General features: G+C 63.3%; 19 protein-coding genes. 6 read left to right on the forward strand and 13 right to left on the reverse strand.

The window, feature by feature from the left end; all coding sequences use genetic code 11:
- The first annotated feature begins 22 nt into the window (after window positions 1-22).
- Window positions 23-853, forward strand: a complete 831-nt coding sequence (locus tag FHW92_RS23410; protein WP_168605708.1) for an aldolase/citrate lyase family protein — start codon at window positions 23-25, stop codon at window positions 851-853.
- A gap of 1 nt (window position 854) precedes the next feature.
- Here the strand turns inward: FHW92_RS23410 and FHW92_RS23415 are convergent, their stop codons facing one another.
- On the reverse strand, window positions 855-2,348 hold the full coding sequence (locus FHW92_RS23415) for an aldehyde dehydrogenase family protein (protein WP_168605709.1): 1,494 nt from the start codon (window positions 2,346-2,348) through the stop codon (window positions 855-857).
- A 131-nt stretch (window positions 2,349-2,479) separates the two neighbouring features.
- Here FHW92_RS23415 and FHW92_RS23420 point away from each other — a divergent pair, with 131 nt between their 5' ends.
- The gene (locus FHW92_RS23420) at window positions 2,480-3,148 is read left to right on the forward strand and encodes a helix-turn-helix domain-containing protein (protein WP_210428669.1); all 669 of its coding nucleotides are present in this window, start codon (window positions 2,480-2,482) and stop codon (window positions 3,146-3,148) included.
- Here the strand turns inward: FHW92_RS23420 and FHW92_RS23425 are convergent.
- The 4 genes from FHW92_RS23425 to FHW92_RS23440 all read right to left on the reverse strand — a co-directional run bounded on the left by FHW92_RS23425 (window position 3,145) and on the right by FHW92_RS23440 (window position 7,334).
- Complete coding sequence (locus FHW92_RS23425) at window positions 3,145-5,445, reverse strand: arylsulfatase (RefSeq protein WP_168605710.1); 2,301 nt, start codon at window positions 5,443-5,445, stop codon at window positions 3,145-3,147. The two genes, FHW92_RS23420 and FHW92_RS23425, sit on opposite strands and share 4 nt — an antisense overlap.
- Before the next feature lie 145 nt (window positions 5,446-5,590).
- Window positions 5,591-5,914, reverse strand: a complete 324-nt coding sequence (locus FHW92_RS23430; RefSeq protein ID WP_168605711.1) for a 2Fe-2S iron-sulfur cluster-binding protein — start codon at window positions 5,912-5,914, stop codon at window positions 5,591-5,593.
- Window positions 5,914-6,108: a ferredoxin gene (locus FHW92_RS23435; RefSeq protein WP_168605712.1), complete on the reverse strand. Its 195-nt coding sequence runs from the start codon at window positions 6,106-6,108 to the stop codon at window positions 5,914-5,916. The genes FHW92_RS23430 and FHW92_RS23435 overlap by 1 nt, the downstream gene beginning before the upstream one ends.
- A gap of 5 nt (window positions 6,109-6,113) precedes the next feature.
- Entirely contained in the window at window positions 6,114-7,334 is a 1,221-nt protein-coding gene (locus FHW92_RS23440) for a cytochrome P450 (protein WP_168605713.1), read from the reverse strand.
- 117 nt (window positions 7,335-7,451) lie between these two features.
- Here FHW92_RS23440 and FHW92_RS23445 point away from each other — a divergent pair, with 117 nt between their 5' ends.
- Window positions 7,452-8,057: a TetR/AcrR family transcriptional regulator gene (locus FHW92_RS23445; RefSeq protein WP_168605714.1), complete on the forward strand. Its 606-nt coding sequence runs from the start codon at window positions 7,452-7,454 to the stop codon at window positions 8,055-8,057.
- Here FHW92_RS23445 and FHW92_RS23450 read toward each other — a convergent pair.
- The 6 genes from FHW92_RS23450 to FHW92_RS23475 all read right to left on the reverse strand — a co-directional run bounded on the left by FHW92_RS23450 (window position 8,054) and on the right by FHW92_RS23475 (window position 18,223).
- Window positions 8,054-8,950 carry an alpha/beta hydrolase gene (locus FHW92_RS23450; RefSeq protein ID WP_168605715.1) on the reverse strand — a complete coding sequence of 299 codons (897 nt, stop codon included), beginning with the start codon at window positions 8,948-8,950 and terminating at the stop codon, window positions 8,054-8,056. The two genes, FHW92_RS23445 and FHW92_RS23450, sit on opposite strands and share 4 nt — an antisense overlap.
- A 51-nt stretch (window positions 8,951-9,001) precedes the next feature.
- A complete protein-coding gene (locus tag FHW92_RS23455; RefSeq protein WP_168605716.1) occupies window positions 9,002-10,483 on the reverse strand; it encodes a glycoside hydrolase family 30 beta sandwich domain-containing protein in 1,482 nt (493 codons plus the stop codon).
- A complete protein-coding gene (locus tag FHW92_RS23460; RefSeq protein WP_168605717.1) occupies window positions 10,476-11,942 on the reverse strand; it encodes a nucleoside hydrolase-like domain-containing protein in 1,467 nt (488 codons plus the stop codon). Before FHW92_RS23460 ends, FHW92_RS23455 begins: the two co-directional genes overlap by 8 nt.
- A gap of 89 nt (window positions 11,943-12,031) precedes the next feature.
- Window positions 12,032-13,606: an alpha-L-arabinofuranosidase C-terminal domain-containing protein gene (locus FHW92_RS23465; RefSeq protein WP_168605718.1), complete on the reverse strand. Its 1,575-nt coding sequence runs from the start codon at window positions 13,604-13,606 to the stop codon at window positions 12,032-12,034.
- A 5-nt stretch (window positions 13,607-13,611) separates the two neighbouring features.
- Window positions 13,612-15,828 carry a glycoside hydrolase family 3 C-terminal domain-containing protein gene (locus tag FHW92_RS23470; RefSeq protein WP_168605719.1) on the reverse strand — a complete coding sequence of 739 codons (2,217 nt, stop codon included), beginning with the start codon at window positions 15,826-15,828 and terminating at the stop codon, window positions 13,612-13,614.
- Between the two features lie 112 nt (window positions 15,829-15,940).
- A complete protein-coding gene (locus FHW92_RS23475; protein ID WP_168605720.1) occupies window positions 15,941-18,223 on the reverse strand; it encodes a TonB-dependent receptor in 2,283 nt (760 codons plus the stop codon).
- A gap of 375 nt (window positions 18,224-18,598) precedes the next feature.
- On the opposite strand from FHW92_RS23475, the gene FHW92_RS23480 reads away from it, so the two are divergent.
- Together FHW92_RS23480 and FHW92_RS23485 are read left to right on the forward strand one after the other, a co-directional pair.
- Window positions 18,599-20,674 (forward strand): beta-galactosidase, encoded by a 2,076-nt coding sequence (locus FHW92_RS23480; RefSeq protein WP_168605738.1) that lies wholly within the window; start codon window positions 18,599-18,601, stop codon window positions 20,672-20,674.
- 42 nt (window positions 20,675-20,716) lie between these two features.
- Window positions 20,717-21,487: a FadR/GntR family transcriptional regulator gene (locus FHW92_RS23485; protein ID WP_168605721.1), complete on the forward strand. Its 771-nt coding sequence runs from the start codon at window positions 20,717-20,719 to the stop codon at window positions 21,485-21,487.
- Between the two features lie 99 nt (window positions 21,488-21,586).
- On the opposite strand, the gene FHW92_RS23490 is transcribed toward FHW92_RS23485, so the two are convergent.
- The gene (locus tag FHW92_RS23490) at window positions 21,587-23,377 is read right to left on the reverse strand and encodes an IlvD/Edd family dehydratase (RefSeq protein WP_168605722.1); all 1,791 of its coding nucleotides are present in this window, start codon (window positions 23,375-23,377) and stop codon (window positions 21,587-21,589) included.
- A 12-nt stretch (window positions 23,378-23,389) separates the two neighbouring features.
- The gene (locus FHW92_RS23495; protein WP_168605723.1) at window positions 23,390-24,529 is read right to left on the reverse strand and encodes an aldose epimerase family protein; all 1,140 of its coding nucleotides are present in this window, start codon (window positions 24,527-24,529) and stop codon (window positions 23,390-23,392) included.
- A gap of 127 nt (window positions 24,530-24,656) precedes the next feature.
- Here FHW92_RS23495 and FHW92_RS23500 point away from each other — a divergent pair, with 127 nt between their 5' ends.
- Window positions 24,657-25,997 (forward strand): sugar MFS transporter, encoded by a 1,341-nt coding sequence (locus FHW92_RS23500; protein WP_168605724.1) that lies wholly within the window; start codon window positions 24,657-24,659, stop codon window positions 25,995-25,997.
- Window positions 25,998-26,004 lie beyond the last annotated feature (7 nt).

Here is a 26,004-nt window from a genome sequence, read left to right on the forward strand (position 1 = left end):
GATCTGTATGAGGGACATGTCCATGCTGCGCTGGCGTTCGATGCTGTTTGCCCCTGCCGACAATGCGGAGCGCTGCGCCAAGGCGGCGCGGGCGGGGGCCGATGCGGTGATCCTCGATCTGGAGGATGCGGTGGCGCCCGGCGCCAAGCCTGCGGCGCGCGCGGCATTGGCCGGGGCGGTGGCGGATGTGCGGGCGCAGGGCGTGGCGGCCACGGTGCGGATCAACGCGCCATGGATGATGGCGGTGGAGGACATTCGCGCGGCGGTGAGCGCCGGGGGTGATGCGATCATGGTGCCCAAGGCGGAATGTCCGCATGACCTTGGTGTGATCGCCGCGATGGCGGCCGAATTGCGGGGTGAGGCTTTGCCCATCATCGCGCTGATTGAAAGCCCGCTGGGCGTTGCGCGGGCGCAGGCGATGGCCGATGTGCCCTGCGTGGCCGGTCTGGCGCTGGGGACCGAGGATTTCTCTTTGGCGATGGGGGTGGAGCCGTCCACCGCCGTGCTCGACCTGCCCGCGCGGCAATTGGCTATGGCGGCGGCGGGGCGGGAGCTGATGGCGCTGGCGGTGCCTTTCTCCATCGCGCGTTTCCGCGAGGAGGAAGCCTATCGCACCGTCGCGGGCGAGGCGGCGGCTTACGGCGTCAATGGCGCGATCTGTATCCATCCCAAGCAGGTGGCGGTGGCCAATGCGGTCTTTGGCCTTTCCCCCGCCGCGCGCGAGGAAGCGCAGCGCATCTGGGCGGCTTGGGAGGAGGCGCGGGCGCAAGGTCTGTCGGTGGTCACGCTCGACGGGCGGATGATCGACCTGCCCGTGGCGGAACGGGCCAGAAAGGCTCTGGCCCGTCCGTAAGTCAGTTCGTTTTGATCCACACGCCCTTGGTCTGCAGATAGGCGTCAATATGCTCATGGCCGCCCTCGCGGCCAAATCCGCTCATCTTGTAGCCGCCAAAGGGCACGGCCGGGTCCATCGCGAAATAGTGGTTGACCCAGACCGACCCGGCCCGGATGCGTTTCACCGCCGACATGGCCTTGTCGATGTCCTTGGTCCACACCCCGCCCGCAAGGCCGAAACGCGTAGCATTGGCCCGCGCGATCACCTCGTCAAACGTGTCGAAAGGCATGATCGAGGCGACGGGGCCGAAGATTTCCTCACACGCAATCCGCATATCGTCGCGGACATCGGCAAAGACCGTGGGGGCCACCCAATATCCCTTGTCCAGCCCGCCCGCCGTCACACGCCCGCCGCCGGTGATCAGCCTTGCGCCTTGCTGCGCGCCCAGCGCAAGGTAATCGGAAACGCGGTCGAATTGCTTGCCCGACACGATGGGGCCGATCTGCGTGGCCGGATCGAGGCTGAGGCCGACCTTCAGCCCATCGGCGAAGGCGGCGAAGCGGCCGACGAATTCCTCATAGACCGGACGCTCGACATAGATGCGCGTGCCCGCCGCGCAGACCTGCCCGCTATTGTTGAACACGCCCATGGCCGAGGCGGGGATGGCAGCATCGAGATTGGCGTCGGCAAAGATGATATTGGGCGATTTGCCGCCCAGTTCCATCGTCACCTTTTTAAACGTCCGCGCCGAGGCTTCGACGATCCGCGCGCCGGTGGGGCCTGATCCGGTAAAGGCCACCTTGTCCACATCCGGGTGGGCCGAGAGCGCCGCCCCAGTCGCCCCCGCGCCGGTCACCACATTGACCACGCCCTGCGGTACGCCCGCCTCGTGGCAGAGTTCGGCAAAGCGCAGGGCGGACAGGCCCGCATCCTCGGCAGGCTTCAAGACGATGGTGCAGCCCGTCGCCAGCACCGGCCCGATCTTCCACGCGGCGCTGAACAAAGGCCCATTCCAAGGGATGATCGCACCCACCACACCGATGGGTTCGCGCAGAGTATAGGAGAGCAGATCGACCGGGAAGGAATTGCCCAGTGTCTGGCCATAAATTGCCGTGGCCGCCCCTGCGAAATGGTGGAGAGAACGCTTCAACATGCCGCGAAGCCCGCGCGATGCCGTGATCGGGCGGCCCATCTCCAGCGTGTCGAGCATGGCCAGATCATCGCATTCGGCATCGACCAGTTCGGCCAGTTTGAGGATCACCGCCTGCCGCTCGGCCGGTTTGAAGCGGCTCCACGGGCCTTCAAAGGCGGCGCGGGCGGCGCGCACCGCGCGGTCCACATCTTCCTCTCCGGCCAGCGCCAGTTGCGCCACCAGCTCGCCGGTCGAGGCGCTGATGCTGTTGAACGTCTCGCCCGAAAGCGCGTCCACCGCTTCGCCATTGATCAGCAGTTTTTTGCGCCCATCGCCCAGCCACGCGGGGCGGAAAGCGCTGATGCTGCTATAATCGGTCATGTCTGGCATCCTCTTGGATCTTTGGCGGATCATAGGCACATTTCTGCACATGAGGTCAATAATAAAACGTGGCAGGCGGTTTGCGCCCCGCCGCGCCCTATGGCATGGCGGGATCGGAAAAGAGAGGAACCATGGCCGACCCAGCGCCCCTGTTCAATGCGGCCAAACGCCACCTGCTGCTGACCGCCGAGCGGCTGTTTGCCCAGCGCGGATGCGAGGGCGTGTCGCTGCGCGAGATTGCGCAAGCGGCCGGATCGCGCAACAACAATGCCGTGCAATATCACTTCGGATCGCGTGAGGGGCTGATGGCCGCGATCCATGTCTGCCGCGTGGGCGATATGGAGGCGATGCGCGAGGCGATGCTGGCGCGGGCCGGGGCGGAAGGGCTGCTGGGCGACTCGCTGACCTTGCTGCAAATCCTGTGCCTGCCGCATCTGGCGCTGAAAGATGAGGATGGCAGCCATCCCTATGCCGGGTTTCTGGTGCATTATGTGATGCGCCACTGGCGCGCGCCCGATGCCGATTCCGCGGTGGGGGCGGGCGGCGTGGCCCCGGCGCAAAGGCGGGTGGTCGAGCTGATCGCGGCGACTTTGGGCGATCTGTCCCCCGCCTTCATCCGTTCGCGCAGTATGTTGGCGCTGATGCTTTTCCTCAACGCTTTGCTGCGCCACGATCATGTCGATCGGCAATTGGGCGGCCCGGCCCTGCTGGAGGACGCCTTGCGCAGCGCCCATGCCGCCCTGTGTCAGAGCGCGGGCGGACAGGGGTCTTTGCTCTTTGCCGATATGCTGGCGCTCTAACCCCCGATCTTCACCGTCACCGCGCGCAGGGTTCCGGTAAAGCGGCTGCTGGCCACACTATAGGACGGATCGACCGGTGAGATCGTGTCCTGTCCTATGTCAAAGCCCTCGGTATGCGAGATCACCTGCGCAAAAGTGCGGGGGATGCGCCCGCCGCCCACCGGTGCGCCATCGAGGAACAGCGTGACATTGCCGCCGCTGGTCGCGGCCTCCTTGTCGAGGGTAAAGCGCATTTCCAGCCGATGCGCACCCGCGCCGATGGTCTTGGTGGCGGCGATGCGGGTCATATTGGCCGGGGTCAGATTATAGGTGAACACCGGGCGGCCATGGTCGAGATAGAGGCTGTATCCGCCAAAGCGCCCGCCTTGCGCCGCGATCACGCCCCCAAGGACGCCATCGCCGGTGGTCAGGTCCGCGCTGATGGTGAAGGAGTGGCCGACGGTAGGCGGGGCGGCGCTTTCGGCAATATCGGTAATCGGCATCGTATAGGTGAAACTGGTGCGGCCCGCGCTGGGGTCGGGGCGGCCTTTCTGCCCTCCATCAGGGCTGTGGATCGGCAGGATCTTGGCCTTTGCCGCCTCGGCCCAGAATGTCGCCTTCATCCGCTCCAGCCGCGCCGGTTCGGCAGCGGCAAGATCATGGGCCTCGCTGAAATCCTTGTCGATATTGTAGAGTTCCCATTGCCGGTTTTCGACCGCGATGCGGGGCGGGGGCGTGCGCTCCCATGGCGTCACCATCGGCTTGGTCGCAGCAACCCAGCCGTCCTTATAGAGGCTGAGGTTTTCCGCCATGGCAAAGACCTGTATGGTGCGGCGCGAAGGGGCGGCGGGCTGGTCCAGCGTATAGCGCGCGCTGATGCCGGTGATCGGTTGCTGGGGCACGCCGTTGAACACATCGGGGGCGGCGATCCCGGCCACGTCCAGCAAGGTCGGCATGATGTCGCTGACATGCAGAAACTGGGACCGGATCGCGCCCGCATCGGCAATATGATGCGGCCATGAAACGACCATCCCGTTGCGCAGACCGCCGAAATGCGAGCCATAGCGCTTTGACCACTGAAACGGCGCATTGAGCGCCCAGCCCCAGCCGCCGGGATAGAGATTATAGGCATTGCGCCCGCCGATATCGCCCATATGCGCGATGGAGCGGGCCAGATCCTCCTTCACGCCCGAGAGCGGCGATTGTTCGTAAAGCTTGCCGTCGAAACTGCCCTCGGCGCTGGCGCCATTGTCGCCCTGGATATAGATGATCAGCGTGTTGTCATAGGTGCCGCTGTCCTTCAGGCTCTGGATCACGCGTCCCACCTGATCGTCGGCATAGGCGAGCGATGCGGCATAGGCCTCCATATAGCGGGCATAGAGGCGCTGCTGATCGGGCTTCAGGCTGTCCCATGCGGGCAAGGTGGCGGGGCGAGGCGGGGCCTGCGTATCGGCGGGAATGGTGCCCAGCGCCTTTTCGCGGGCGAAGATCTCATCGCGCAGCGCGTCCCAACCCTTGTCGAACCGGCCCTTGAATTTGGCCAGCCATGGGGCGGGCGCATGGTTGGGCGCATGGGCCGCGCTGGTGGCATAATAGGCGAAGAAAGGGCGGTCGGGCGTGTTGGCCTTTTGCTCGGCAATCCAACGGATCGCGTGATCGGCCAGATCGCTTTCCAGATGGTATCCGGGGCGGTTCATATCGGGATGGGCGGGGCGGGTGTTTTCCACCAGCGAGGGTTCGAACCCCGAGGAATCCGCGCCGAGGAAGCCGTAGAAATAGTCAAACCCCAGCCCGGTCGGCCAGCGGTCGAAGGGGCCTGAGGCGCTCATTTCCCATTCGGGCGTGATATGCGATTTGCCGAACATCGCCGTTGAATAGCCCCCTGCGCGCAGCAGGGCGGGCAGGGCGGCGGCGCTTTTGGGAATGACGCTGTTATAGCCTTCATAGCCGGTCGCCCAATTGGCGACATAGCCCATGCCGACCGCCTGCGGATTGCGCCCGGTCAGCAGCGCGGCGCGGGTGGGCGAGCAAATGGCGGTGGTGTGAAAGCGGTTATAGCGCAGCCCTTCGCGCGCCAGAGCGTCGAAAGTGACGGTGGGGATCGGGCCGCCAAAGGCGCTTGAGGCGCCAAAGCCGACGTCATCGGTCATGATAAGCAGGATATTAGGCGCCGTTTTCGCCGCGCGCACCGACTGCGGCCAGACGGGGGCCGAGGATTCCGCCGCCGAGATGCCATAGGTGGGTGCTTGCGCCAGAGCGCAGGCGGGCGTCAGAAGCGATGCGGTCAGCAGGGCGGATTGGAGGCGGAGGCCGCGCATGATCTTCTCCCGAACCGGGGTCTGATGCGCCGGTTTCGGGGGGAGATTATGCCTGTCAATTTTGCACGTCAATATAAATTAAGTCGTATGACTTAAAGAGAGGTTCCATCGGCTCCATCCCCTCAACCCCGCCGGGCAGATTGTATCATATCAGTTGGGTCTTGGGCAGTTGCACGACCATCCCATCCATCGCCTCGGTCACGGGGATCTGGCACGAGAGGCGGCTGCCGGATTGCGGTTCGGCGGCAAATTCCATCATCGCCTCCTCCTCCTCGCTGGCGGGGTTCAGGTGGGCGATCCAGTCATGGGGGATCACCACCTGGCAGGTGGCGCAACTGCAAGCCCCGCCGCAATCGGCCAGAATGCCGCGTAGGCCATTCTTGACCGCGCCCTCCATCAGGCTCCAGCCCGAGGGCACATCGACCACCTGATCGGTGCCATCGGCAAGGCGATAGTTTATCTTCGCCATCAATCCTCTCCGATGCTCAGCGCCCGTTCCGGGCAGGCGCGGGTGGCGCGGCCTGCCAGCGCTTCCTGCCCCGGCGGCACAAGGATGTCGCCGGGCAGGACATAGCCTTCGTCATCCAGTTCGAACAATTCGGGCGCCAGCGCCCAGCAGCGCGCGTGACCCGCACATTTCTCGCGGTCTACCTTGATAATCATCGCCATCAACTCCAGTCGAGCACCAGATTTTCCACGCCAAAGACAAAGCCGCCGAAGGTGACGGGGGCCGTGCCTTCCTTGATGCGGAAGGGCGGGATGCGGGCGAACCATTCATTGAGCGCGATGATGATCTCGCGCCGCGCCAGATGCGAGCCGAGGCAGCGGTGCGGGCCATAGGAGAAGGCGGTGTGGCGATTGTCCTCGCGGTTGAAGTCGATCGTGTTGGGATCGGGAAATTCGGCCGGATCGCGGCTGGAGGCCATCGAGGGGCAGGAGACGAGATCACCCTTTTTGATCGGGCATCCGCCCAGATCCATGTCGCGCGTGGCGGTGCGGATCGGGGTGACGCTGGGGAAGGCGCGCAGCATTTCTTCGACAGCGCTGGGCATGATCGCGGGATTGTCGCGCAATTCCTGTTGCCGGTCGGGGTTGCGGGCCAGAAAATAGAGGTCGAGGCCGATGGCAGTGGCCACCGTATCCAGCCCGCCGATGAAGAGCAGGACGGCAATCGAGCGGATTTCCTGATCGGTCAGGGGGCGGCCTTCGACCTGCGCCTGCACCAGAAAGGTCATGAAATCCTCGGCTGGTTCTTCCTTGCGCTGGGCGATCATGCCTTCAAGGAAATTCAGCACCTTATGCGCGGCGGCTGTGCGTTCGGCGGGTCCCATATGCAGCAATTCATTGGCCCAGCCGACAAATTCCATCAGCCGGTCATCGGGAATGCCAAGGAAGGCGAGGAACACACTGACCGCCAGCGGGAAGGCGAATTCGGTCATCACCTCGGCCGATGTGCCGCGCGCCTTGAGGCCCTCGATCAGTTCGACCGCCTTGGCCGTGACGAAGGGCTCCAGAGCCGCCACCCGCTTTGGCGAGAGCAGCGGGTTGAGCATCGAGCGATATTTGCCATGTTCGGGCGGGTCGAGTTCGAGGGGGATCACCGGCCAGTCCTCGCCGATGGCCGAGGAGAAGATGCGGCGAAAGGAGGAATAGCTCGCGCCGTCCTGAAGCACATTGCGCTGTTCTTCCGCCGTGGTGACGATCCATGCGCCTTGCCCGTCGCGGGTGGTTTCGGGCGAATAGAACACCGATGGCCCATCGAGCAATTTGGCCACCGCGGCAAAGGGGTCGCCAAAGGGAGTGGGGCGCATTTCGGGCGATTTGTACAGGTTGAAGGCCCCCACGCAGTGCGCGGGGACGTGATCGGGAACCTTAGGCTGACTCGCCATGGCAATCCTCCAATGTTCTGTTCTTTGGACAGGCTATAGAATCCTGCACCTGAGTGCTAGATACAACAGATGTTTTATCTGTACAACGTCTGTTTTATCGCGCAGTCCTGTCGCACCATGAACGACCTTGCTCCACCTCCCACCGCCGCCGATCTGCGCCGTGCCGAAGTGATTGCCTGCGCGGCCCAATTGCTGGTCGAAGGGGGGCTGGGGGAAATCACTTTTCGCAATCTGGCGCGGCGGATGAATTGTTCGACCACCGTCATCAGCCACCATTTCCGCAACAAGGATGAGGTGGTGCTGGAAACCTATCGCCATGTGAATGCGCGGGCGGCGGCGATGCGTGATGCGGCGCTGTCGGATCGGGCGCATGGGGCGGTGCGCGCCATCGAGGAACTCTTGCCCATCAGCCCGGCCCAGCGCGAAAATTGGGCGGCATGGCTGCATTTCTGGAGCGCGGCTTTGCACGATCCGGTGCTGGCCGCCGAACATGCGGTGGGCCTGTATCAGACGGTCGAGCGGGTGGCGGCCTATCTGCGCTCAACCGGCATGGAGGATGATGCGGCGCAAGGTGCGGCACAGGCGATCAGCAATGCGCTCTATGGCATCGCGATACAGGCGCTGTTCGACCGCGAGCATTGGGACGAGGCAAGGCTGCGACAGGAGTTTCGCCGCACCACCGCCTATGCGCTGGGGCCGGACATGGCCGCCAGACAGGTTTAACTTTCCGCCAGAAAGGCGCGAATATCCTCCAGCACCGTGGGGAAACGGTCATGGTGGAGCCAGTGGCTGGCATTGTCATATTCGATCAGGCGGGCATTGCGGAAATGGTTGATCCGCCCGTCCTTGCCCGGATTGGGCATGAAGGTGTTGCTGCCGTGCAGGAACAGCATCGGGCAGGTCACGGCCTGCCACATGGCGATCACTTCCTCCTCCGGGAAATCCAGCACCGGCCAGATGTTGAGCCGGGGATCGAATTTCCAGCTGTAGGTGCCGTCATCATTGCTGCGCAGCGCATGATGGGTCAGATGGCGGACCTGATCGTCGGAGAGATAGGGGTTCTTTTCCCGCATCCGGGCAAAGGCGTCCTCCTCGGATGCATAGCGCTTGTGGTGGCGTTTGGCCGCTTCCTGATGCAGGCGGATCCAGTTGGCGACCCGCGCGGCAAAGGGCTGGATCATCCGCTGCGAATTGCGCCCGCTCGACAGGGCCAGCCCCTCGATATTGACGAAGCGCGCGACGCGATCCGGGAAGATCCCTGCATAGCGCGTGGTCACCATGGCGCCCAGCGAATGGGCGCAGATGGTCAGCTTTTCCTGCCCCAGCGCATCGGCCAGATTGGCGAAATCCATCAGGAACGCGGCCATCGTGTAATCGGCGTCAGGCGACCAAGCACTGTTGCCATGCCCGCGCAGATCGGGCGCGATCACCCGCCATTCCCCGGCCAATTCGCGCGCCAGCCAGTCCATCGAACGCGCATGGTCAAATCCGCCATGTTGCAGCACCAGCACCGGGGCATTGGGATCGCCCCATTCCAGATAATGCAGGCGCAGGGTCTGGCTGATGAAATAGTTCGACCGGGGCCGGATGGAATCGGAGGATGACAGCTTGACCATGCGTGCAGGTTTGGATCGCCCCGCACGCATGGTCAATGGCCTTATGGCGTCTTACCCCAGGGCGCCGGCGGGCAGGACGATCGTGTTGAGCGAGTCCGCGGCCAGTTCCAGCGTCAGCGCCTTGCCGCCCAGCGCATAACGCACCTTCTGCTTTTGCCCCAGTGCGTTATTGGCGATCAGCACCACGCTGCCATCGGGATTGCGGAAGGCGATATTGTCGTCAAAGCCAAGGAAGCTGTCGACCGAAAGCGCCCGCGCGCCCGGCTTCACATAGGAGGAGAGGTGGCGCATCAGCCAGTAATCGGGCGTCAGGCGCCATGATTTCGTGACCGGATCAACCACGATCAGACTGTTCTGCGGCCAGCCCCAGGGCGAGAGGCCCCCGGTCGGCAGCGCGGCGTTCCAGTAATCCCATGCGCTCGCGCCAAATTCGATATAGCGGCGCAGATTGGCCCAGCCATAGCGCGCATAGTGCCAGTCATTGGCCGAGGTGCCGCATTCCCATTCGGTGGCCCAGATTTCCATCTGCGGATATTGCCGCGCGATCTGGGGCAGGGCGCGCTTGCCGTCCCATTGCACGCCGACGCCCTTGATGACCGAGGCCGCCTTAGGATCGGCCAGCACGGTGTCGAGCATCTCGACCTTGCCGCGCTCCAGCGTGCCGAAGAACACGCGCGCGCCCACCTTGTCCATCTCGCGGCCAAGGAAGGGCAGGAAACGCGCCAGTCCCTGCGGCGTCCATGTGCAGGAGGCATAGGGCTGGGCCGAGTTGAATTCATTCTGCGGCATCACCGTGCCGATGGTGATGCCCGCCTTGGCGTAATCCTCGACATAGCGGCGGAAATAGCGCGCATAGGCGTCGAAATAGCGGTCTTCCTGGATGAAGGAATCCTCGCCTTCCTTGCCGGTCTGATCGTCGCGGATGCCGGTTTCGGGCGTGCCGGGCCATGGTTTGGCCATGGCGTAAAACCCGTTCTTCTTCATCCAGCTTGGCGGGCTCCACGGGCTGGCCCAGAGTTTCAGGCCGGGGTTAAAGCCCTGCGCCGCCTTGATATAGGGGATCAGCGTCTGCTGGTCATTGGCGGTAGAGAAGCTCTTGAGATCAAAGTCGCCCGGCGTTTCGTCATAGGAATACCATTTGCGCGCAAAGTCATTGGCCCCCACCGGCGTGCGGCACAGGGTAAAGGCGGCCTGATCGGGCGCGAACAGCGTGGCCATCGCGGCATGGCGGTCGGCGGGCGAGAGATGCGAGAGCGCGACCCAGCCAAGCTCGTTAAAGCAGGCGCCAAAGCCCGCCATCGTCTGGCGCGGATTGGCCAGATTGATCGTCGCATCGGTGCCGAACAGGCTGGCCCGGCTCACTTCGGCCAGCGCGGGCACGCTCTGCTTTTGCCATGGCGCATCGGCTTGCGTCGAAAACCAGAGCGCGCCGGGCAGGGCGGGCGTTTCCACCGCGCGGGCGGCGACAGGGGCAACAGCCGTGGCCCCGATCAGGCCAAGCGCCGCGCGGCGGGAAACGGAAAGATCAGTCATGGTCGGACACCTCGATCAGAATGCGGCGATAGCGGGTAAGGGCGGGCGTACCATTGTCGGTGACGGCAAGGATGACATGAGCCATGCGCACCGGCGGGCATTTCATTTGCGGGAAATCCAGCCAACTCTTGGCGCAGCGCGCGGCGACTTTCACCGTGGCGCGGGCCGTGTCGGCATCGGCGATTTCCAGCGCGGGATTGGGCGATGCGCCGTCAAACCCGGCCTCGTCATAGGCGAACCAGCGATAGGTCAGCTTGTTGCCATCAGGATCGCGGCTGGCGGCGGCGTCCAGCGTGATGGACTGGCCCACTTTGGCCTTGATGGCGATGGGCGCAAGACCTGCGCTGCCGTTGACGACAGGCATTGGCGCATGGTTGGCCTTGGCGGGGAATTGGATGGTCCAGTCCATCCGCGCGGCGAAATCATTCTGAAACGCCTCGCGCCAGCGCCAGATCGTGGCCTGATCGCTGGTATGGTCGCCCACCGTGTCGGCGCTGGTCACGCGCATGAAGGCATCGCCCCCCTGCGTCCAGATCTTGTGGCTCTCGCCCGCTGGCTGGCGCAGCAGATAGCGTCCGCCCCAGCCGCCCCAGTTCGGCTTGTCCTGCGCGTTCAGCCCGTTGGTGATGAGGCCAAGGAAGGAAGGCGTGTCGCCTTCCATGATGAACATATGGCGCGGATAGGCGGCGCCCAGCGGGCCTTTGGCGCGGATGTTCCGATCCAGCCATTCGTTGGACACCGGCGTGAAATTGGCCCCTGCACCATTGCGGTAATATTTGTCGCCCGAAATGCCGGTCCATGTCGCGGCGGCATAATCACCGCTGTCGGGGGAAGAGGGCGTGCCGATCCAGAACAGGCCGGGATAGGTGCGACGAAGCTGCGCGCCCGCATCGTCCTGATCGCTGATGGCGTAAACGCGCAGGCGGGCGATCAGCGCGTCGAATTCCCCTGCGGGCAGGGTCTTTTGCGCATGGCCCAGCGCTTCAGCCAGCGTATTGCCGCCGCCCCACAGGCCCACCCAGAGCGGGCGCGGATCGGGCCGCCGCGCCGCCTCGATCAGGGCCAGCGCGGCGGGCGAGGGATGGTCCATATCCACCGCGGCCATGCCATAGCCCGCGCGCCCAGCGTAAACGCGCTGCGCCATCGCCTCGCCGGTGGGATAGGCCGGATCGTGCAGGCGCAGATTGCCCGCCACCTTGCCATAGGCGTCGATCACCTTGTGCATGATCTCGGGGCTGACCTTTTCGCGCTGCCACACCGATGTGGTGGCGCCCAGGCCTTCGATGTCGATCTCGTTCGAATAGAGCAGCAGACGCACCAGCGACATCTGGTCGTCCGGCTCATTGCCGATGTCGGACAGGACGAAGAGGCGAGGATGAGGTTCTGCCGGGGCGGCGGCCTGAACCGCAGGCGCGGCGGCCAGCAAAAGGGCGGCCGAGAGCATGGGCAGACGGGGCATCGCTTTCTCCTGTTTATGGCTGGCCCCGCCGGGATGAAGGGCGGGGCCAAGGCTCTTTCGGCCTTTGGGGGCATTACGGTTTCTTGCGATTAGCCTTCGATTTTTACGACGACAACCGATTTTGCCGGAATATCGAGCAGCAATTTGCCGCCCCCGATCCGTCCGCCATTAAAAGGCGCGGGCGCGATCTCTTCCTTCTGACCCGGCGTATTATGCGCGTCCAGCTTGGCCGCCGTCAGCACCTGTCCCGAAACCTTGCTGCCTTTCAGCCCGCCAAGGTCGAGTGCAAGCTTGTAGCCCTTGTCCTTGTCGGCATTGGCCACCGCCACATAGGTCTTGCCATCCTTGGCCTTGGCCGCGCTGACGGTAAAGGCGGGGAAAGATCCGCTCTCGGCCTTGAGCATGGGGGCTGGCGCATTGACCGGAATGAAGGTCGCGTCCTGAAACGGCGTGTACATGGCGAAAGTGTAATAGGTCGGCGTTTTGGCCAATTTATCGCCATCGGTCAGCAGCATGGCCTGAAGCACGTTCACCGCCTGGGCAATATTCGCCATCCGCACCCGGTCGGCATGGGCATGGAAGATATTCAGCGTGATCCCCGCCACCAGCGCGTCGCGCAACGTGTTCTGCTGATAGAGATGGCCCGGTTCCGTGCCGGGTTCGGTGCGATACCATGTGCCCCATTCATCGACGAACAGGCCGATCCGCTTTTTCGGGTCCACCTTGTCCATCACCGCCTCATGCCCGCGCAGGATCTCTTCCATGCGCGAGGCCTGATAGAGGATCTCGTTCCAGTGCGAGGCGGGAAAACCGGTGGCCATGGCGCTGTCGCGTTGCGCCCAGTCGCCATGCCACACGGTGTAGTAGTGCAGCGAGATGGCATCCATTTGCTCGCCTGCATTTTTCAGGACGACTTCCATCCACTTGGTGTCGTCATTGTTCGGACCCGATGCGACCCGGAGAGCCGAATTGTCATTATGCATATGGAAGGTTGCGCCGTTCTTGTGAAAGAAGGTTGCAAATTTCCGATATTCATTTGCGAAGTATTCCGGAGTCTGCGCGCCGCCGCATCCCCATGCCTCGTTGCCGATGCCCACGAAATCGACCTTGAAGGGCGCGGCATGGCCATTGGCGCGGCGCTCCTGTGCCAGCGTGTCCTCGCCCCTGGATGTCAGATAATCCATCCATTCGCGCATGACGGCGGGCGTGGCGGTGGCCATGTTGATGGCGACATAGGTGTCGGTGTTGATCTGCTCGGCAAAGTCGAAGAACTCGTGGGTGCCAAAGGCGTTGGTTTCCAATCCGCCCCACCAGTCGTTCTTGCGCACCGGACGCTTGGCCGCCGGGCCAATGCCGTCGCGCCAGTTATAGATATCGGCAAAGCACCCGCCCGGCCAGCGCACCACCGGCACCTTGATGGCTTTGAGCGCCTCGACCACGTCGCTGCGGATGCCGCGCGTGTTCGGGATCGCGCTGTCCGGCCCGACCCAGATGCCATCATAAATATCGCGGCCCAGATGTTCGGCAAATTGCCCCTGAATATGGCGCGCAATGACCGGGCCGGGCTGGTCGGCCCGGATCGCCCCGTTGATGACGTCCTGCGCGGCGGCAGGGGTTGCAAAGGCCACCGCGGCGGTGGCCATCAGCGAGGCGATCCGGCGCATCGACCTTATTCCTTCCAGCTCTTGGCGGGCAGGGTGATGCTCACCTTCTCGCCCAGATGTTCCGCATCCCGGCCCAGCGCAAAGCCATAGGCGCCCTTGGGCGTGACCCACTGGCCATCCTTCCAGTCGGCGAGCAGGCGCGGGTCGATGGTCAGCGTGACGGGCTTGGATTCCCCGGCTTTCAGCGAAACGCGGGCAAAGCCGACGAGGCGCTGCTTCACTTCGCCATTGCGGGTGGCCAGATAAAGCTGGGCCACTTCATCGCCATCGCGCGCGCCGGTGTTCCTGACCGTGAAACTCGCGGTCAGGCCCTTGAGCGCAAGGCCGCTGGTCTGGAACGTGGTATAGGACAGGCCATAGCCGAAGGGGAACAGCGCCTTCTGGCCCTTGCGGGCGAACCAGCGATAGCCGACGTCCGAGCCTTCGATGTCATAATCGGCATGAAGCTGATCGCTGCCCGAGGTGGGGTCGCCGGCAAAGTTGGGTTCAACCCAGTCGCTGCCGTCCAGCTTGGGACGGGGCAACTGATCGGTGCTGGCCGGGAAGGTGATGGGCAGGCGGCCGCCGGGGTTGGTGTCGCCAAACAGCACGCTGGCGATAGCCTCGCCGCCGCGCGCGCCCGGATACCATGCCTCGACCACGGCCTTGACCTTGCCCAGCCACGGCATCGCCACCGGCCCGCCATTTTCCAGTACGACCACGGTGTTCGGATTGGCCGCCGCCACCGCCGCGATCAATTCATCCTGACCGTTCGGCAGATGCAGGTCGGGCACGTCCAGACCTTCGGTGGTATATTGCGTGGCAAAGATCACCGCCACTTCCGACTGCCTGGCCTTTTCCACCGCATCGGTGATGTAGCGGCCATCGCGGAAGGTCACCTTGGCCTGCGGGGCCTGCTCCTTGATCGCCTTCAACGGGCTGGAGCGGTGATAGTTCTGGCCGATGAGGCCCGCCCAGACTCCATCGCCCATGATGGGGATCGTCACGGCCGGGCCGCCTTCGCCCTGCACCTGCGAGGAACCGCCGCCCGACAGCACGCCGCCATCGGCAAAGCCGCCAATCACGGCAATCGACTTGGCGGTCTTCATCAGGGGCAACAGCCCGCCTTCATTCTTGAGCAAAACGATGCCCTGCTTGGCGGTGTCCTCGGCCACCTTGGCATTGGCGGCGAAATCGATCTTGCCGCCCTTTTGCGCGGGGAACTTGTCGATGCCCGCCGCATAAATCGCGGTCAGCACGCGGCGGTTCATGTCATCGACGCGCGCCGCCCATTTCGGGTCGGCCTTGGCCTTGGCGGCCAGTTGGTCGGTGAAGAACACGCCCTTGTCGAGCTGTTCGCCCGATTGCTGGTCGAGGCCGTTGATCGCGGCCTCAACGCCCGGCACCGCGCCCCAGTCGGACATGACGAAGCCCTTCCAGCCCCAGTCCTTCTTGAGCACCTTGTTGAGCAGGAAATCGTTCGAGCAGGCGTTCTGGCCGCCCACGCGATTATAGGCGCACATCACCGAGAGGGGCTGGCCCTGTTCGATGCCGATTTTGAAGGCCAGCAGGTCGGATTCCTTGGCCGCCGCCTCGCTGATCTTGATGTCGACATATTTGCGGCCGGTCTCCTGACCGTTCAGCGCGAAATGCTTGATCGTGGAGATGATATGGTTCGACTGAATGCCGCGGATCGCCGCGCCCACCAGCATGCCCGACAGCAGCGGGTCTTCGGACAGATATTCAAACGTGCGGCCATTGCGCGGATCGCGCATCAGATTGACGCCGCCCGCCAGCAGGACGTTGAAGCCCTTGGCGCGGGCCTCGCCGCCGATCATCGCGCCGCCGCGATAGAGCGCATCCGGGTTCCACGTGGCCGCCTGAAGCACGCCGGAGGGAAGGGCGGTGGCCCCATCCTTGCGCAGACCCATCACATAGGACACGCCCAGCGAAGCATCTGATTCCTTCAGAGCAGGCACGCCAAGGCGATCAATCCCGGCCACATAGCCCGCCCCCGGCACCGCATCGGCGGGGATCTTCGTCGTGCCGATGCCCAGATCCATCGGCATGATGCCATGGGTCAGGATGGTCTTTTCTTGCGGAAGCATCGCCTTGACGGTGGCGGCGGCGCGAGCGTCGGCCTTGGCCACATCCTGCGCATTGGGGGCCTGCGCGGCGGCGGGCTGGGCGGCAAGAGCCAGCGCCATCGCGCTGATCGAAGTCCAGACCTTGGGGGTGCTCATCACTGTCATCCTCGTATGTTCAGATAGGCAATAGTGCGAAGGGGCACACATGAAAAAAGCGGGTGCGGCCAAAGACCGCACCCGCCCTCCCTCATGGCTCGTTTGTGTTCACTTAGAACTTCACACCGGCGCGGACGCCATAGGTGCGCGGTTCTTCCATCGTCACGGCGGGCGTATTGCCGGCCACGGCATTGGCCACGGTGATCACGTTTTCCAGATTCTTGGCATAGCCCTGAATGTACCAGCGGTCGTGGGGCGCCTTGTAGGTCAGCGTCACGTCGGTCTTGGTATAGCTGGGCATACGGAACTGATAGAGCATGTTCAGGTCCGAGATGTAATATTCGGACGAGAGCTGGGTGCGCGCTCCGGCTTCAACATGGCCGCCATTGGCCAGGTCAAAGTTGCGGGTATAGCCAAAGGTTGCGGTCCACTTGGGCGCGTGATCCAGTTGCTTGCCGCTGAAATTCACCGTCTGGCCCGAGGAGTTGGTGGGCGAGAAGCTCGAGAAGCGGGCGTTGGTGTAGTTCAGCGCAATGTTGAACGTGTCATCCGAAGTCGGCTTCAGGATGGTTTCGGTTTCCACGCCGTCGATCTTGGCCGTGCCCGCGTTCTGGATCAGCGTCTGCAACACCTTGGCGCCGGTGGTGGCGTCGGTCAGCGTGGCAGCCTGCGAAAGCTGGAGGTTGCTGTAATCATAGTGGAAGGCCGAAGCGTTGAAACGCACCTTACCGTCGGCGAACTTGAACTTCACGCCGCCTTCATAGGCGGTGAGCTGTTCGGGGTGATAGTAGAGCTGACCGGCGCTGAGCGCGCAGCCCAGACCCGAACCGCTGACGCAGCCGTCATTGAAGCCGCCCGCCTTATAGCCGGTCGAGACGTTGAAATAGGCAAGGCCCAGGCCCGGCACGTCATAGTCGACGCCGACCTTCCACGTCACCTTTTCGAACGTGGCCGAGGCGATGTTCAGGTTGAGCGTGCAGGTGGTGCCCACGCACTGCGAACCGAACGCCGAGGGGACCGAGGCCTGATTGGGGAAATACAGCACCGTGGCGCCGTTACGCGACTTGAAGTCGTTGGTGTAGCGCACGCCGCCCGTGATGTGCAGGCCGGGCTGAACGTCATAGGTGATTTGGGCAAAGCCAGCCTTCGAGCGCGACACGGTCGGGCCCTGCGGGAAGGCATAGCCCGAAGCGCCGCTGTAGACCATCGAGGAGAGCGGGTTGCCCAGCGTATAGTTCAGATACGACTTTTCCTCGAAGAAATAGCCGCCTGCCTGACCATGCAGCTTGTTGCCCTTGCCGAAGGCCAGACGCAGTTCCTGCGAATTCTGGTGATAGCGGCCCCAGAAGGTCGCCGGGTTTTCCAGCACGCCAAGGAACAGCAGGTCCTGCGTGAAGTCCTGCTTGGATTCGCGATACGAACCCAGATAGGTCACGTCGATCGTGTCGGTCAGGTTGTAGGTGAACTCACCCATCACACCCTTGGTCGTGTTCCACTTATAGCTGGAATACTGCTGACCATAGCCCAGACCGCGATAGGCGTTCGCGCTCTTGCCCGAGATGAAGGTCGGGTTCACGCCCACGGTGCCGGTGTTGGTGTAGAAGTTGCTGAGCGGCACAACGTTGGTCATCGAACCGCGCTGGCTCGAATAATCGCCGCGCACCACGAACTTCAGGCGGCCGATATCGCCGCCGAACGACAGGCGGGTGGAGAAGATCTTGCGATAGGGGTTGAGCGGATAGGCCGGGTTGGTGGCCGTTTCCAGAACGTTGCCGTCCTGACGGTCAAAGTTGGCGGCCAGACGCACGCCCAGCGAATTGCCGATCGGCGCGTTGATCATGCCGGTGTAGTTCTGGCTGTTCAGATTGCCGACCTTGGCGTCGAACGAACCTTCCCACTTGGCCTTGGGGCGGGCCGACTGAACATTTACGACGCCTGCGGTGGTGTTGCGGCCATAGAGCGTGCCCTGGGGGCCGCGCAGCACTTCAACCTGCGCCACGTCGAAGAAGGCGCCCTTCTGGTCCTGCGGGCGGGCGATATAGATGCCGTCGAGCAGGAAGGCGGCCGAGGGGTCGCCCTTTTCGGTGCCGTCGGTGCTGGTCACGCCGCGGATGGCGATGCGTACGCCGTCGCCGCTTTCGGTGATGGCAAGGTTGGGGGCAACCTGGGCCAGCGAGCGCGGATCGGTGATGCCGGCGCTGCGCAGGCTGTCGCCGGTCACGGCGGTCATGGCGACCGGGGTCTTGGACAGCAGGGTGCTCTGGCGGGTCGCGGTCACCACGATGTCGCCCGAATTGGCGGCGGGTGCCGGAGCGTCGGCGCTCTGGGCAAAGGCGGGGGTCGCGACGGACAGGGCAAGGGCAACGGCAGCGCCGCCCAGCAGATGCGTCTTCATGAAATTCCTCTCTATCAAACCGGCTAAAGATTTGGGGGTAGCGCGCTTTGGGCTGCTCGGTCTTCGGCTGGCGCGGAGTTGGCGGGGCCTGTCAGCGCTGTCAAGGCGACTCGGTAAAAGTCCTACCAATTGATAGGTGATTCTTTTGTATTTACTTCTCGATGTTGCGCAAATGGCACAGGCAATCCTGTCATTCCGTTCAGAAATGGCGGATTTTTGCCATTCTTTGATCTGGCGCAAACATCCCATATCGGCGCTGGTCAAGGCGGCGATGGGGCGCTAGGCTTGTATTAGTTTATCAAAATATCTGGGGAAGCTGAGATGGCGCCGCTCAAGAAATCGGCTCTGGCATCACTGTGTTTCGGTGCGATTTCAATGATATTGCCGGGAAATGCATGGGCTCAGACGGCGGCCAAACCCAAGGACCGCGCGACCTTGCCGCAAAGCGTGCTGTTCGGCGCGGCCTATTACGACGAATATGCTCCGACCGACCGGCTGGACGAGGACGTTGCGCTGATGAAGGCGGCGCATATCAGCGTGGTGCGCATCGCCGAATCGACATGGGGCACGATGGAAACCGCCCCCGGCGTGTTTGACTTCCACCATATAGACCGCACGCTGGCCGCGATGCAGAAGGCCGGGATCAAGGTTATCATCGGCACGCCGACCTATGCCGTGCCGACATGGCTGGCACGCCAGCATCCCGATGTGCTGGCCATCACGCCGCAGGGGCCCTACACCTATGGCCGCCGTCAGAATATGGACATCACCAGCCCCGAATTCCGCAAGGCCGCCGAGCGAGCGATTGTCGCCCTGATCGACCATGTGAAGGACAATCCGGCGGTCATCGGCTATCAGCTCGACAATGAAACCAAGGCCTATGGCACCAGCGGTCCCAATGTTCAGGCCGCTTTCGTCGAGCATATGAAGCAGAAGTTCGGCGGCGATCTGGATGCACTGAACAAGGCTTACGGCCTTAACTACTGGTCCAACCGCATCAACCGCTGGGAGGATTTCCCCTCCGTCAACGGCTCGATCAACGCCAGTCTGAGTGCCGCCTTTGCCGAGTTTCAACGCGGGCTGGTCACCGAATATCTGGGCTGGCAGGCGGGGCTTGTCCGCGCCCATGCCCGCAAGGACCAGTTCCTGACCCAGAATTTCGACTTTGAATGGCGCGGCTATTCCTATGGCCTCCAGCCCGATGTGAACCACTGGCAGGCCGCGCGCAGCCTCGATGTGGCGGGCGTGGACATCTATCACCCCGGACAGGACAAGCTGACCGGCACGGAAATCGCGCTGGGCGGCGATCTGGCGCGCTCGATCAAGAATGGGCAGAACTACCTCGTGCTGGAAACCACCGCGCAAGGGTTCCCCGAATGGACGCCCTATCCGGGGCAATTGCGTTTGCAGGCTTTCAGCCATCTGGCCTCGGGCGCCAATGTGGTGGAATATTGGCATTGGGGCACCACGGCCAATGCGGTGGAAACCTATTGGCGCGGGCTGCTGTCCCAGGATTTCAAGCCCAACGCGACCTATCGCGAGGCCGCCACGATCGGCGCGGATCTGGCGCGGCTCGGGCCGAAACTGGTCAACATGACCAAGACGAACAAGGTGGCGATCTATGTCAGCAACCGTGCCCTGACCGGCTTTGACAGTTTCAAGCCGCAGGGCGAGGGCCGCGCCATCGGCTATAATGACGTGCTGCGCGGCTATTACGATGCGCTCTATCGCATGAATGTCGAGGTGGACTTCATCACGCCTGATTCCACCACGCCGCTGTCTAATTACAAATTCGTCGTGGTTCCCGCGCTTTATGCCGCCAGCGATGCCGAGATCGATAGGCTCAACGATTACGCCAAGGCGGGCGGGCATCTGCTCTATACGTTCAAGAGCGGTTTTTCCGACGAGAACGTCAAGGTCCGCTATGCCGATCAGCCGGGCCGCATCGCGCAGGCCGCCGGCATCCGCTATCAGCAATTTGCTGCACCCGTCGGCGTTTCCCTCGATGGCGACCCGTTCCATGTGGGCGAGGCGGCCAACAAGGTGCGTTGGTGGATGGAATTTGTCGAACCAACCACAGCCAAGGTTGTGGCCCGTTACAAACATCCCTCATGGCCCTCCTATGCCGCGATCACGCGCAATGCATGGGGCAAAGGGCAGGTGACCTATGTCGGCTTTATGCCGGGCGATGAAACCATTGCCGCGCTGCTCAAGGATGAGGTGGCGCAGGCTGGGGTCGGGGCTGAGCAGGTGCAGTTCCCGCTGATCCTGCGTCAGGGCGTGCTGAGCAATGGCCACAAGGTGCGTTATGTGTTGAACTATTCGCCCACCCCGACAACCTATGCTATCCCGGCCGCATCCGCCGAGTTGCTGAGCCAGCGCAAATATGGCGCGGGGCAAAAGCTGGAACTTGGCGCATGGGGCGTGGGGATTCTGGAAGAGGATCGCTGAAACAGTGAACGGGGCGAAGGTTATGAATCTGGGGGCAGTAATTTGACCGAGCCGGAAGAAGGCGCCGAGAAAAAGGCCAAGCGCGGCACGGGGCGCCGGTTGCAGGGAGCCATCGCGCATCGGCTGGGCACGGATATCGTTTCGGGCGTCTATGCCCCCGGCACGGTGCTGTCGAGCGAGGTTGAATTTGCCGAGGCGCTCGATGTCTCGCGCGGGGCGCTGCGCGAGGCGATGCAGGTGCTGGCGGCCAAGGGGCTGGTGGAAAGCCGCCCCAAGGCCGGGACCAAGGTTTTGCCGCGCACAAGGTGGAACCTGCTGGACCCGGATGTGCTGGGCTGGGCCTTTTCGGGCGAGCCGGACCCGGCGCTGGTGCGGGGCATCTTTGAACTGCGCGCGGTGGTCGAACCGGCGGCGGCGCGTTTCGCCGCGCAAAGGCGCGACCGTGAGGATCTGCGCGCGATGAAGGATGCGCTGGCCGCGATGCGGCGCCACACGCTGGCCACCGATGCGGGCAAGGCGGGCGACCGCGATTTTCATGATGCGATCCTGCGCGCCACGCGCAATCCCGCACTGGTTGTCCTGTCGGCCAGCATCGGTGCGGCGGTGCATTGGACGACGCAGTACAAGCAGCGCTCGCGCGCCCTGCCGCGCAACCCGATCCCCGATCACGCCAAGGTCTATGAGGCGATTGCCGCAGGCGATGGCGATGCCGCCGCCGAGGCGATGCGCGTGCTGGTCGACCTGGCGATGAAGGACACCGCCGAGGAAATGGGGCTCAGCGCGCTGCCCCAACCGGGGATGGACCCGGCATAAGAAAAGGCCGGGTTGCGATGCCGCCCGGCCTTTCCTGCCATTACCGCACCGCCGAGCGTTGAGGCCGAGCAGTGCGGTTCTTGATCCGTAATTGTCGCGTTAGTGATTATCTCTGGGCAGGCCCATGGTCTGGGCGATGCGTTGATACTTTTCCGCGCCTTCCAGAATGGCGCCACTGTTCATCTGGCCCACCAGCGCGCGCTGGATCTCCTGCCACGGCGTCTGGCTGGCGGGATAGGCATAGCCGCCCGCCTCGATCAAGGCCTTGCGGCGCGCATCGAGTTCCTCATCGGAAATCAGCACATTCACCGTGCCCTTGCGCAGGTCGATCCGCACCCGGTCGCCGGTTTTCAGCAGGGCAAGGCCGCCATTGGCCGCCGCCTCGGGCGAAGCGTTGAGGATGGAAGGGCTGCCGCTGGTGCCCGACTGGCGCCCGTCACCGATGCAGGGCAGGGCCGAGACGCCCTCGGTGATGAGATAGGCGGGCGGGCGCATGTTGACGACTTCGGCCGCGCCGGGATAGCCGATGGGACCGGCCCCGCGCATGAACATCAGCGTTTCGGGCGTGATGCCGACGGCGGGATCGTCGATGCGGTGGTGATAATCCTCGGGCCCGTCAAACACGACCGCCGGGCCTTCAAAGGCTTCAGGATCATTGGGGTTCGAGAGGTAACGCGCGCGGAATTCCTCCGAAATCACGCTGGTCTTCATGATCGCCGCATCGAACAGATTGCCCGACAGGACGAGGAAACCGGCCTCTTCCTTGATCGGCTGGTTGAACGGGCGGATGACCTTTTCATCCTCGATTGTGGCGGCCCGGCAATTCTCGCCCATGGTCTTGCCATTGACGGTCATGGCGCCCTCGCGGATCAGGCCCTGACCCATCAATTGCGCGACCACGGCGGGCACGCCGCCCGCGCGGTAATAATCCTCGCCCAGATATTCGCCCGCCGGTTGCAGATTGACCAGCAGCGGGATCTTGTGGCCAATATCCTGCCAGTCGGACAGCGGCAGTTCGACGCCGATATGGCGCGCAATCGCGGCCAGATGGATCGGCGCATTGGTCGATCCGCCGATGGCCGAATTGACCGCAATGGCATTGTGGAACGCATCCAGCGTGAGGATGTCGGAGGGTTTCAGATCCTCATGCACCATCTGCACAATGCGCTTGCCGGTGTGATAGGCGCATTCCTGACGGTCGCGATAGGGGGCGGGGATTGCCGCGCTGCCGGGCAGCATCATGCCCAAAGCCTCGGCCAGCGAGTTCATCGTGGTGGCCGTGCCCATCGTGTTGCAATAGCCGGTCGAGGGGGCAGACGATGCCACCAGTTTGATAAAGCCTTCGTCGTCAATCTCACCAGCGGCCAGCATCTGGCGGCCCTTCCACACGATGGTGCCGCTGCCGGTGCGCTCGCCCTTGTGCCAGCCATTGAGCATCGGCCCGACCGAGAGCGCAATCGCGGGCAGGTTGACCGTGGCCGCCGCCATCAACAGCGCGGGCGTGGTCTTGTCGCAGCCCGTAGTCAGCACTACGCCATCGAGCGGATAGCCATAGATCGCCTCGACCAGACCCAGATAGGCCAGATTGCGGTCGAGCCCGGCGGTGGGGCGCTTGCCGGTTTCCTGAATCGGGTGGACCGGGAATTCCAGCGCGATGCCGCCCATTTCGCGGATGCCCTCGCGGATGCGCTCGGCCAGCACGAGATGGTGGCGGTTGCAGGGCGAAAGGTCGCTGCCGGTCTGGGCGATGCCGATGATCGGCTTGCCGCTGCGCAATTCCTCAAGGCTGATCCCGAAGTTCAGATAGCGCTCAAGATAGAGCGAGGTCATGTCGATATTGTCGGGATTGTCGAACCATGCGCGGCTGCGCAGCTTTGTCTTCTCGGTCATCGAAACTTCCAATCAATGCGAAACGGAGAGGCGGTAGATCATGGTATGGCGATAAGGCTTGCCCGGATCGACGCGCGCGGAAATGAAATTCTGGTGATTGGGCGCATCGGGAAACTTCTGCGGCTCCAGCGCGATGCCGTCTCCCATGCGATAGAGATGGCCATGCTTGCCGATCAGCGTGCCATCCAGAAAATTGCCCGAATAGAATTGCAGGCCCGGCTCGGTGGTCAGCACCTCCAGCATACGGCCCGAGGCCGGATCAACCAGCCGCGCGGCCAGTTGCGGGGTGGCGGTCAGACCCTTGTCCAGCGCGAAATTATGGTCATAGCCGCGCCCGGCCACGATCTGGTCGTCATGGCCGTCGCGCAGGGCATCGGTCAACCGGCGCGCTTTGCGGAAATCGAACGCGCCGCCCGCCACCTTGCGCAATTCGCCGGTGGGGATCAGCGTGGGCGAAACCGGCGTATAGGCGTCGGCCGGAATGGTCAGGCGATTGTCCATTGCGCCGCCGGGGCTGCCTTCGCCCGCCATGTTGAACAGGGCGTGATTGGTCATGTTGACGATGGTGGGCTTGTCCGTCTCAGCTTCGAACAGGATGCCCAGATTGCCCTTTTCATCAAGGCTGTAGGTGACGCGGGCCTTGAGCGTGCCGGGATAGCCGGAATCGCCATCGGGGCTGGTGTGAGTCAGAACCAGCCGCGCCACCGGGCCGGAGGAGATCGATTCCACCTTCCACAGCACCTTGTCAAAGCCGCGCCCGCCGCCATGCAGCGTCTGCCCATGATCGTTTTGCGGCAATTGATAGGTCTTGCCGTCCAGCGCAAAGCGCCCATCGGCGATGCGATTGGCAAAGCGGCCGATGGTGGCCCCGAAATAGTTGGGGTGATTCACATAGGAATCGAGATCGTCATAGCCCAGTGCAACATCGGCCCTGCGCCCTTTGGCATCGGGCGCGATCAGCGATTGCAGCGTGGCGCCATAGGCCAATATCCGCGCCGAAACCCCATTGCCCGCGCTCAGCGTCACCGCCTCGACCACAGCCCCGTCGGGCAGTTTTCCTGCATTTTCGCGCTGCGCCGTGACGGCCATGGCATCATTCGCCATCGTTGCCGCACAAAGGGCGGCGAGCGATGCGAGGGCGTAAAATTTCATGCCTCGTCTCTCCCGGCAATCGTGAGCCATTGACGCGGCCCGGCGCTCTCTATAGTCCGACAAATATGATAAGCGCAAGTCGCTATGCCAGAGCAATGGCAAGCGCCCGGCTTTTGAGAGGATCGAGATGGCCCCCCCTGTAGGTACGAGTGCGAATGTCGCCGCGATGGATGCGTCCCACACCGATGGCCATGGCCATTATGGTCGCGCGCTGTCGCTGCTGGCCACGCTGTTTTTCATGTGGGGCTTTATCACGGTCATCAACGGCACGCTGCTGCCCCATCTGCGCTCCGTCTTCGAACTGAGCTACTTTCAGGCGGCGCTGATCGAATCGGTGTGGTTCATCGCCTATTTCTTCGCCTCGATTCCTGCCGCCATGCTGATCGAGCGGATCGGTTATCAGAAATCGCTGGTCACGGGTCTGCTGATCATGGCGGGCGGGGCGGTCGGCATGATGGTGGCGGCCTCGATCCCCTCCTATGGCATCACGTTGGCCATGCTCTTTGTGATCGCCAGCGGGATCACCCTGCTGCAGGTCGCGGCCAATCCCTATGTTGCCGTCATTGGTCCTGCTGAAACCGCCTCCTCGCGCCTCAATCTGGTGCAGGCGATGAATTCGGCGGGCACGATGCTGGCGCCGATGTTTGGCGCATGGCTGATCCTTGGCCGGTCCAAGGGCGGCACGGCGGCGGCGGGCACGGTGCTGACCCCTGCAGAACGTTTGGCCGATGCGCATTCGGTGATCCTGCCCTATGGCATTGTCGCAGTGGTGCTGACGGTGCTGGCCATCGTGATCGCGCGTTTCCCCTTGCCCGCCATTGGCGCCGCCAATCGCCGGGTCCGCGAAGCCACGGCCGAAGGTTCGCTCTGGAGCCGTTTCTGGAACCATCCCCTGTGGCAGCATCGCAATCTGGTGCTGGGGGTTCCCGCGATCTTCATCTATCTGATCGCGGAAATCGGGGTCGGCAATCTGTTCATCAATTTCATCAGCCGCCCCGACATCGGCGGCATGACCGCCGAACAGGCCGGACGCTATCTCACGCTGCTGTGGGGCGGGATGATGGTGGGCCGGTTCATCGGTTCGGCCATCATGCAGAAGGTCGATGCCGGGATCGTGCTGGCGGTATTTTCGATTGGCGCCTTTGTGGTGATGAGCATTACGGTAGTGTCCTCCGGCCCGGTGGCGATGTGGTCGCTGATCCTGGTCGGTCTGTTCCATTCGATCATGTTCCCCACGATCTTCACGCTTGGCATCCGCGGCCTTGGCCCGCTGACCGAGGAAGGCTCGGGCCTGCTGATTATGGCGATTGCGGGCGGCGCGCTGGTGGCGGTGCAGGGCTGGCTGGCGGACCGTTACGGGCTGCAGACCTCCTTTATCCTGACCGCCGTGTGTGAGCTTTACACCCTGTTCTACGCGCTGTGGGGTTCGCGCCCCACCCATGCCCTGTCTGATCTTGAGGTGGAATGATTTTACT

The organism is Novosphingobium sp. SG707 (assembly GCF_012275515.1).
GTDB lineage: Bacteria > Pseudomonadota > Alphaproteobacteria > Sphingomonadales > Sphingomonadaceae > Novosphingobium.

Bases quoted from the DNA above. Each gene is read 5' to 3' on its own strand.
- FHW92_RS23470 (WP_168605719.1), bottom strand. From the start codon at position 15,828: ATGAGCACCCCCAAGGTCTGGACTTCGATCAGCGCGATGGCGCTGGCT.
- FHW92_RS23450 (WP_168605715.1), bottom strand. From the start codon at position 8,950: ATGGTCAAGCTGTCATCCTCCGATTCCATCCGGCCCCGGTCGAACTAT.
- FHW92_RS23420 (WP_210428669.1), top strand. From the start codon at position 2,480: ATGGCCGACCCAGCGCCCCTGTTCAATGCGGCCAAACGCCACCTGCTG.
- FHW92_RS23460 (WP_168605717.1), bottom strand. From the start codon at position 11,942: ATGCCCCGTCTGCCCATGCTCTCGGCCGCCCTTTTGCTGGCCGCCGCG.
- FHW92_RS23490 (WP_168605722.1), bottom strand. From the start codon at position 23,377: ATGACCGAGAAGACAAAGCTGCGCAGCCGCGCATGGTTCGACAATCCC.
- FHW92_RS23415 (WP_168605709.1), bottom strand. From the start codon at position 2,348: ATGACCGATTATAGCAGCATCAGCGCTTTCCGCCCCGCGTGGCTGGGC.
- FHW92_RS23465 (WP_168605718.1), bottom strand. From the start codon at position 13,606: ATGCGCCGGATCGCCTCGCTGATGGCCACCGCCGCGGTGGCCTTTGCA.
- FHW92_RS23480 (WP_168605738.1), top strand. From the start codon at position 18,599: ATGATATTGCCGGGAAATGCATGGGCTCAGACGGCGGCCAAACCCAAG.
- FHW92_RS23425 (WP_168605710.1), bottom strand. From the start codon at position 5,445: ATGCGCGGCCTCCGCCTCCAATCCGCCCTGCTGACCGCATCGCTTCTG.
- FHW92_RS23410 (WP_168605708.1), top strand. From the start codon at position 23: ATGCTGCGCTGGCGTTCGATGCTGTTTGCCCCTGCCGACAATGCGGAG.
- FHW92_RS23500 (WP_168605724.1), top strand. From the start codon at position 24,657: ATGGCCCCCCCTGTAGGTACGAGTGCGAATGTCGCCGCGATGGATGCG.
- FHW92_RS23455 (WP_168605716.1), bottom strand. From the start codon at position 10,483: ATGACTGATCTTTCCGTTTCCCGCCGCGCGGCGCTTGGCCTGATCGGG.
- FHW92_RS23445 (WP_168605714.1), top strand. From the start codon at position 7,452: ATGAACGACCTTGCTCCACCTCCCACCGCCGCCGATCTGCGCCGTGCC.
- FHW92_RS23440 (WP_168605713.1), bottom strand. From the start codon at position 7,334: ATGGCGAGTCAGCCTAAGGTTCCCGATCACGTCCCCGCGCACTGCGTG.
- FHW92_RS23495 (WP_168605723.1), bottom strand. From the start codon at position 24,529: ATGAAATTTTACGCCCTCGCATCGCTCGCCGCCCTTTGTGCGGCAACG.
- FHW92_RS23430 (WP_168605711.1), bottom strand. From the start codon at position 5,914: ATGGCGAAGATAAACTATCGCCTTGCCGATGGCACCGATCAGGTGGTC.
- FHW92_RS23435 (WP_168605712.1), bottom strand. From the start codon at position 6,108: ATGATTATCAAGGTAGACCGCGAGAAATGTGCGGGTCACGCGCGCTGC.
- FHW92_RS23475 (WP_168605720.1), bottom strand. From the start codon at position 18,223: ATGAAGACGCATCTGCTGGGCGGCGCTGCCGTTGCCCTTGCCCTGTCC.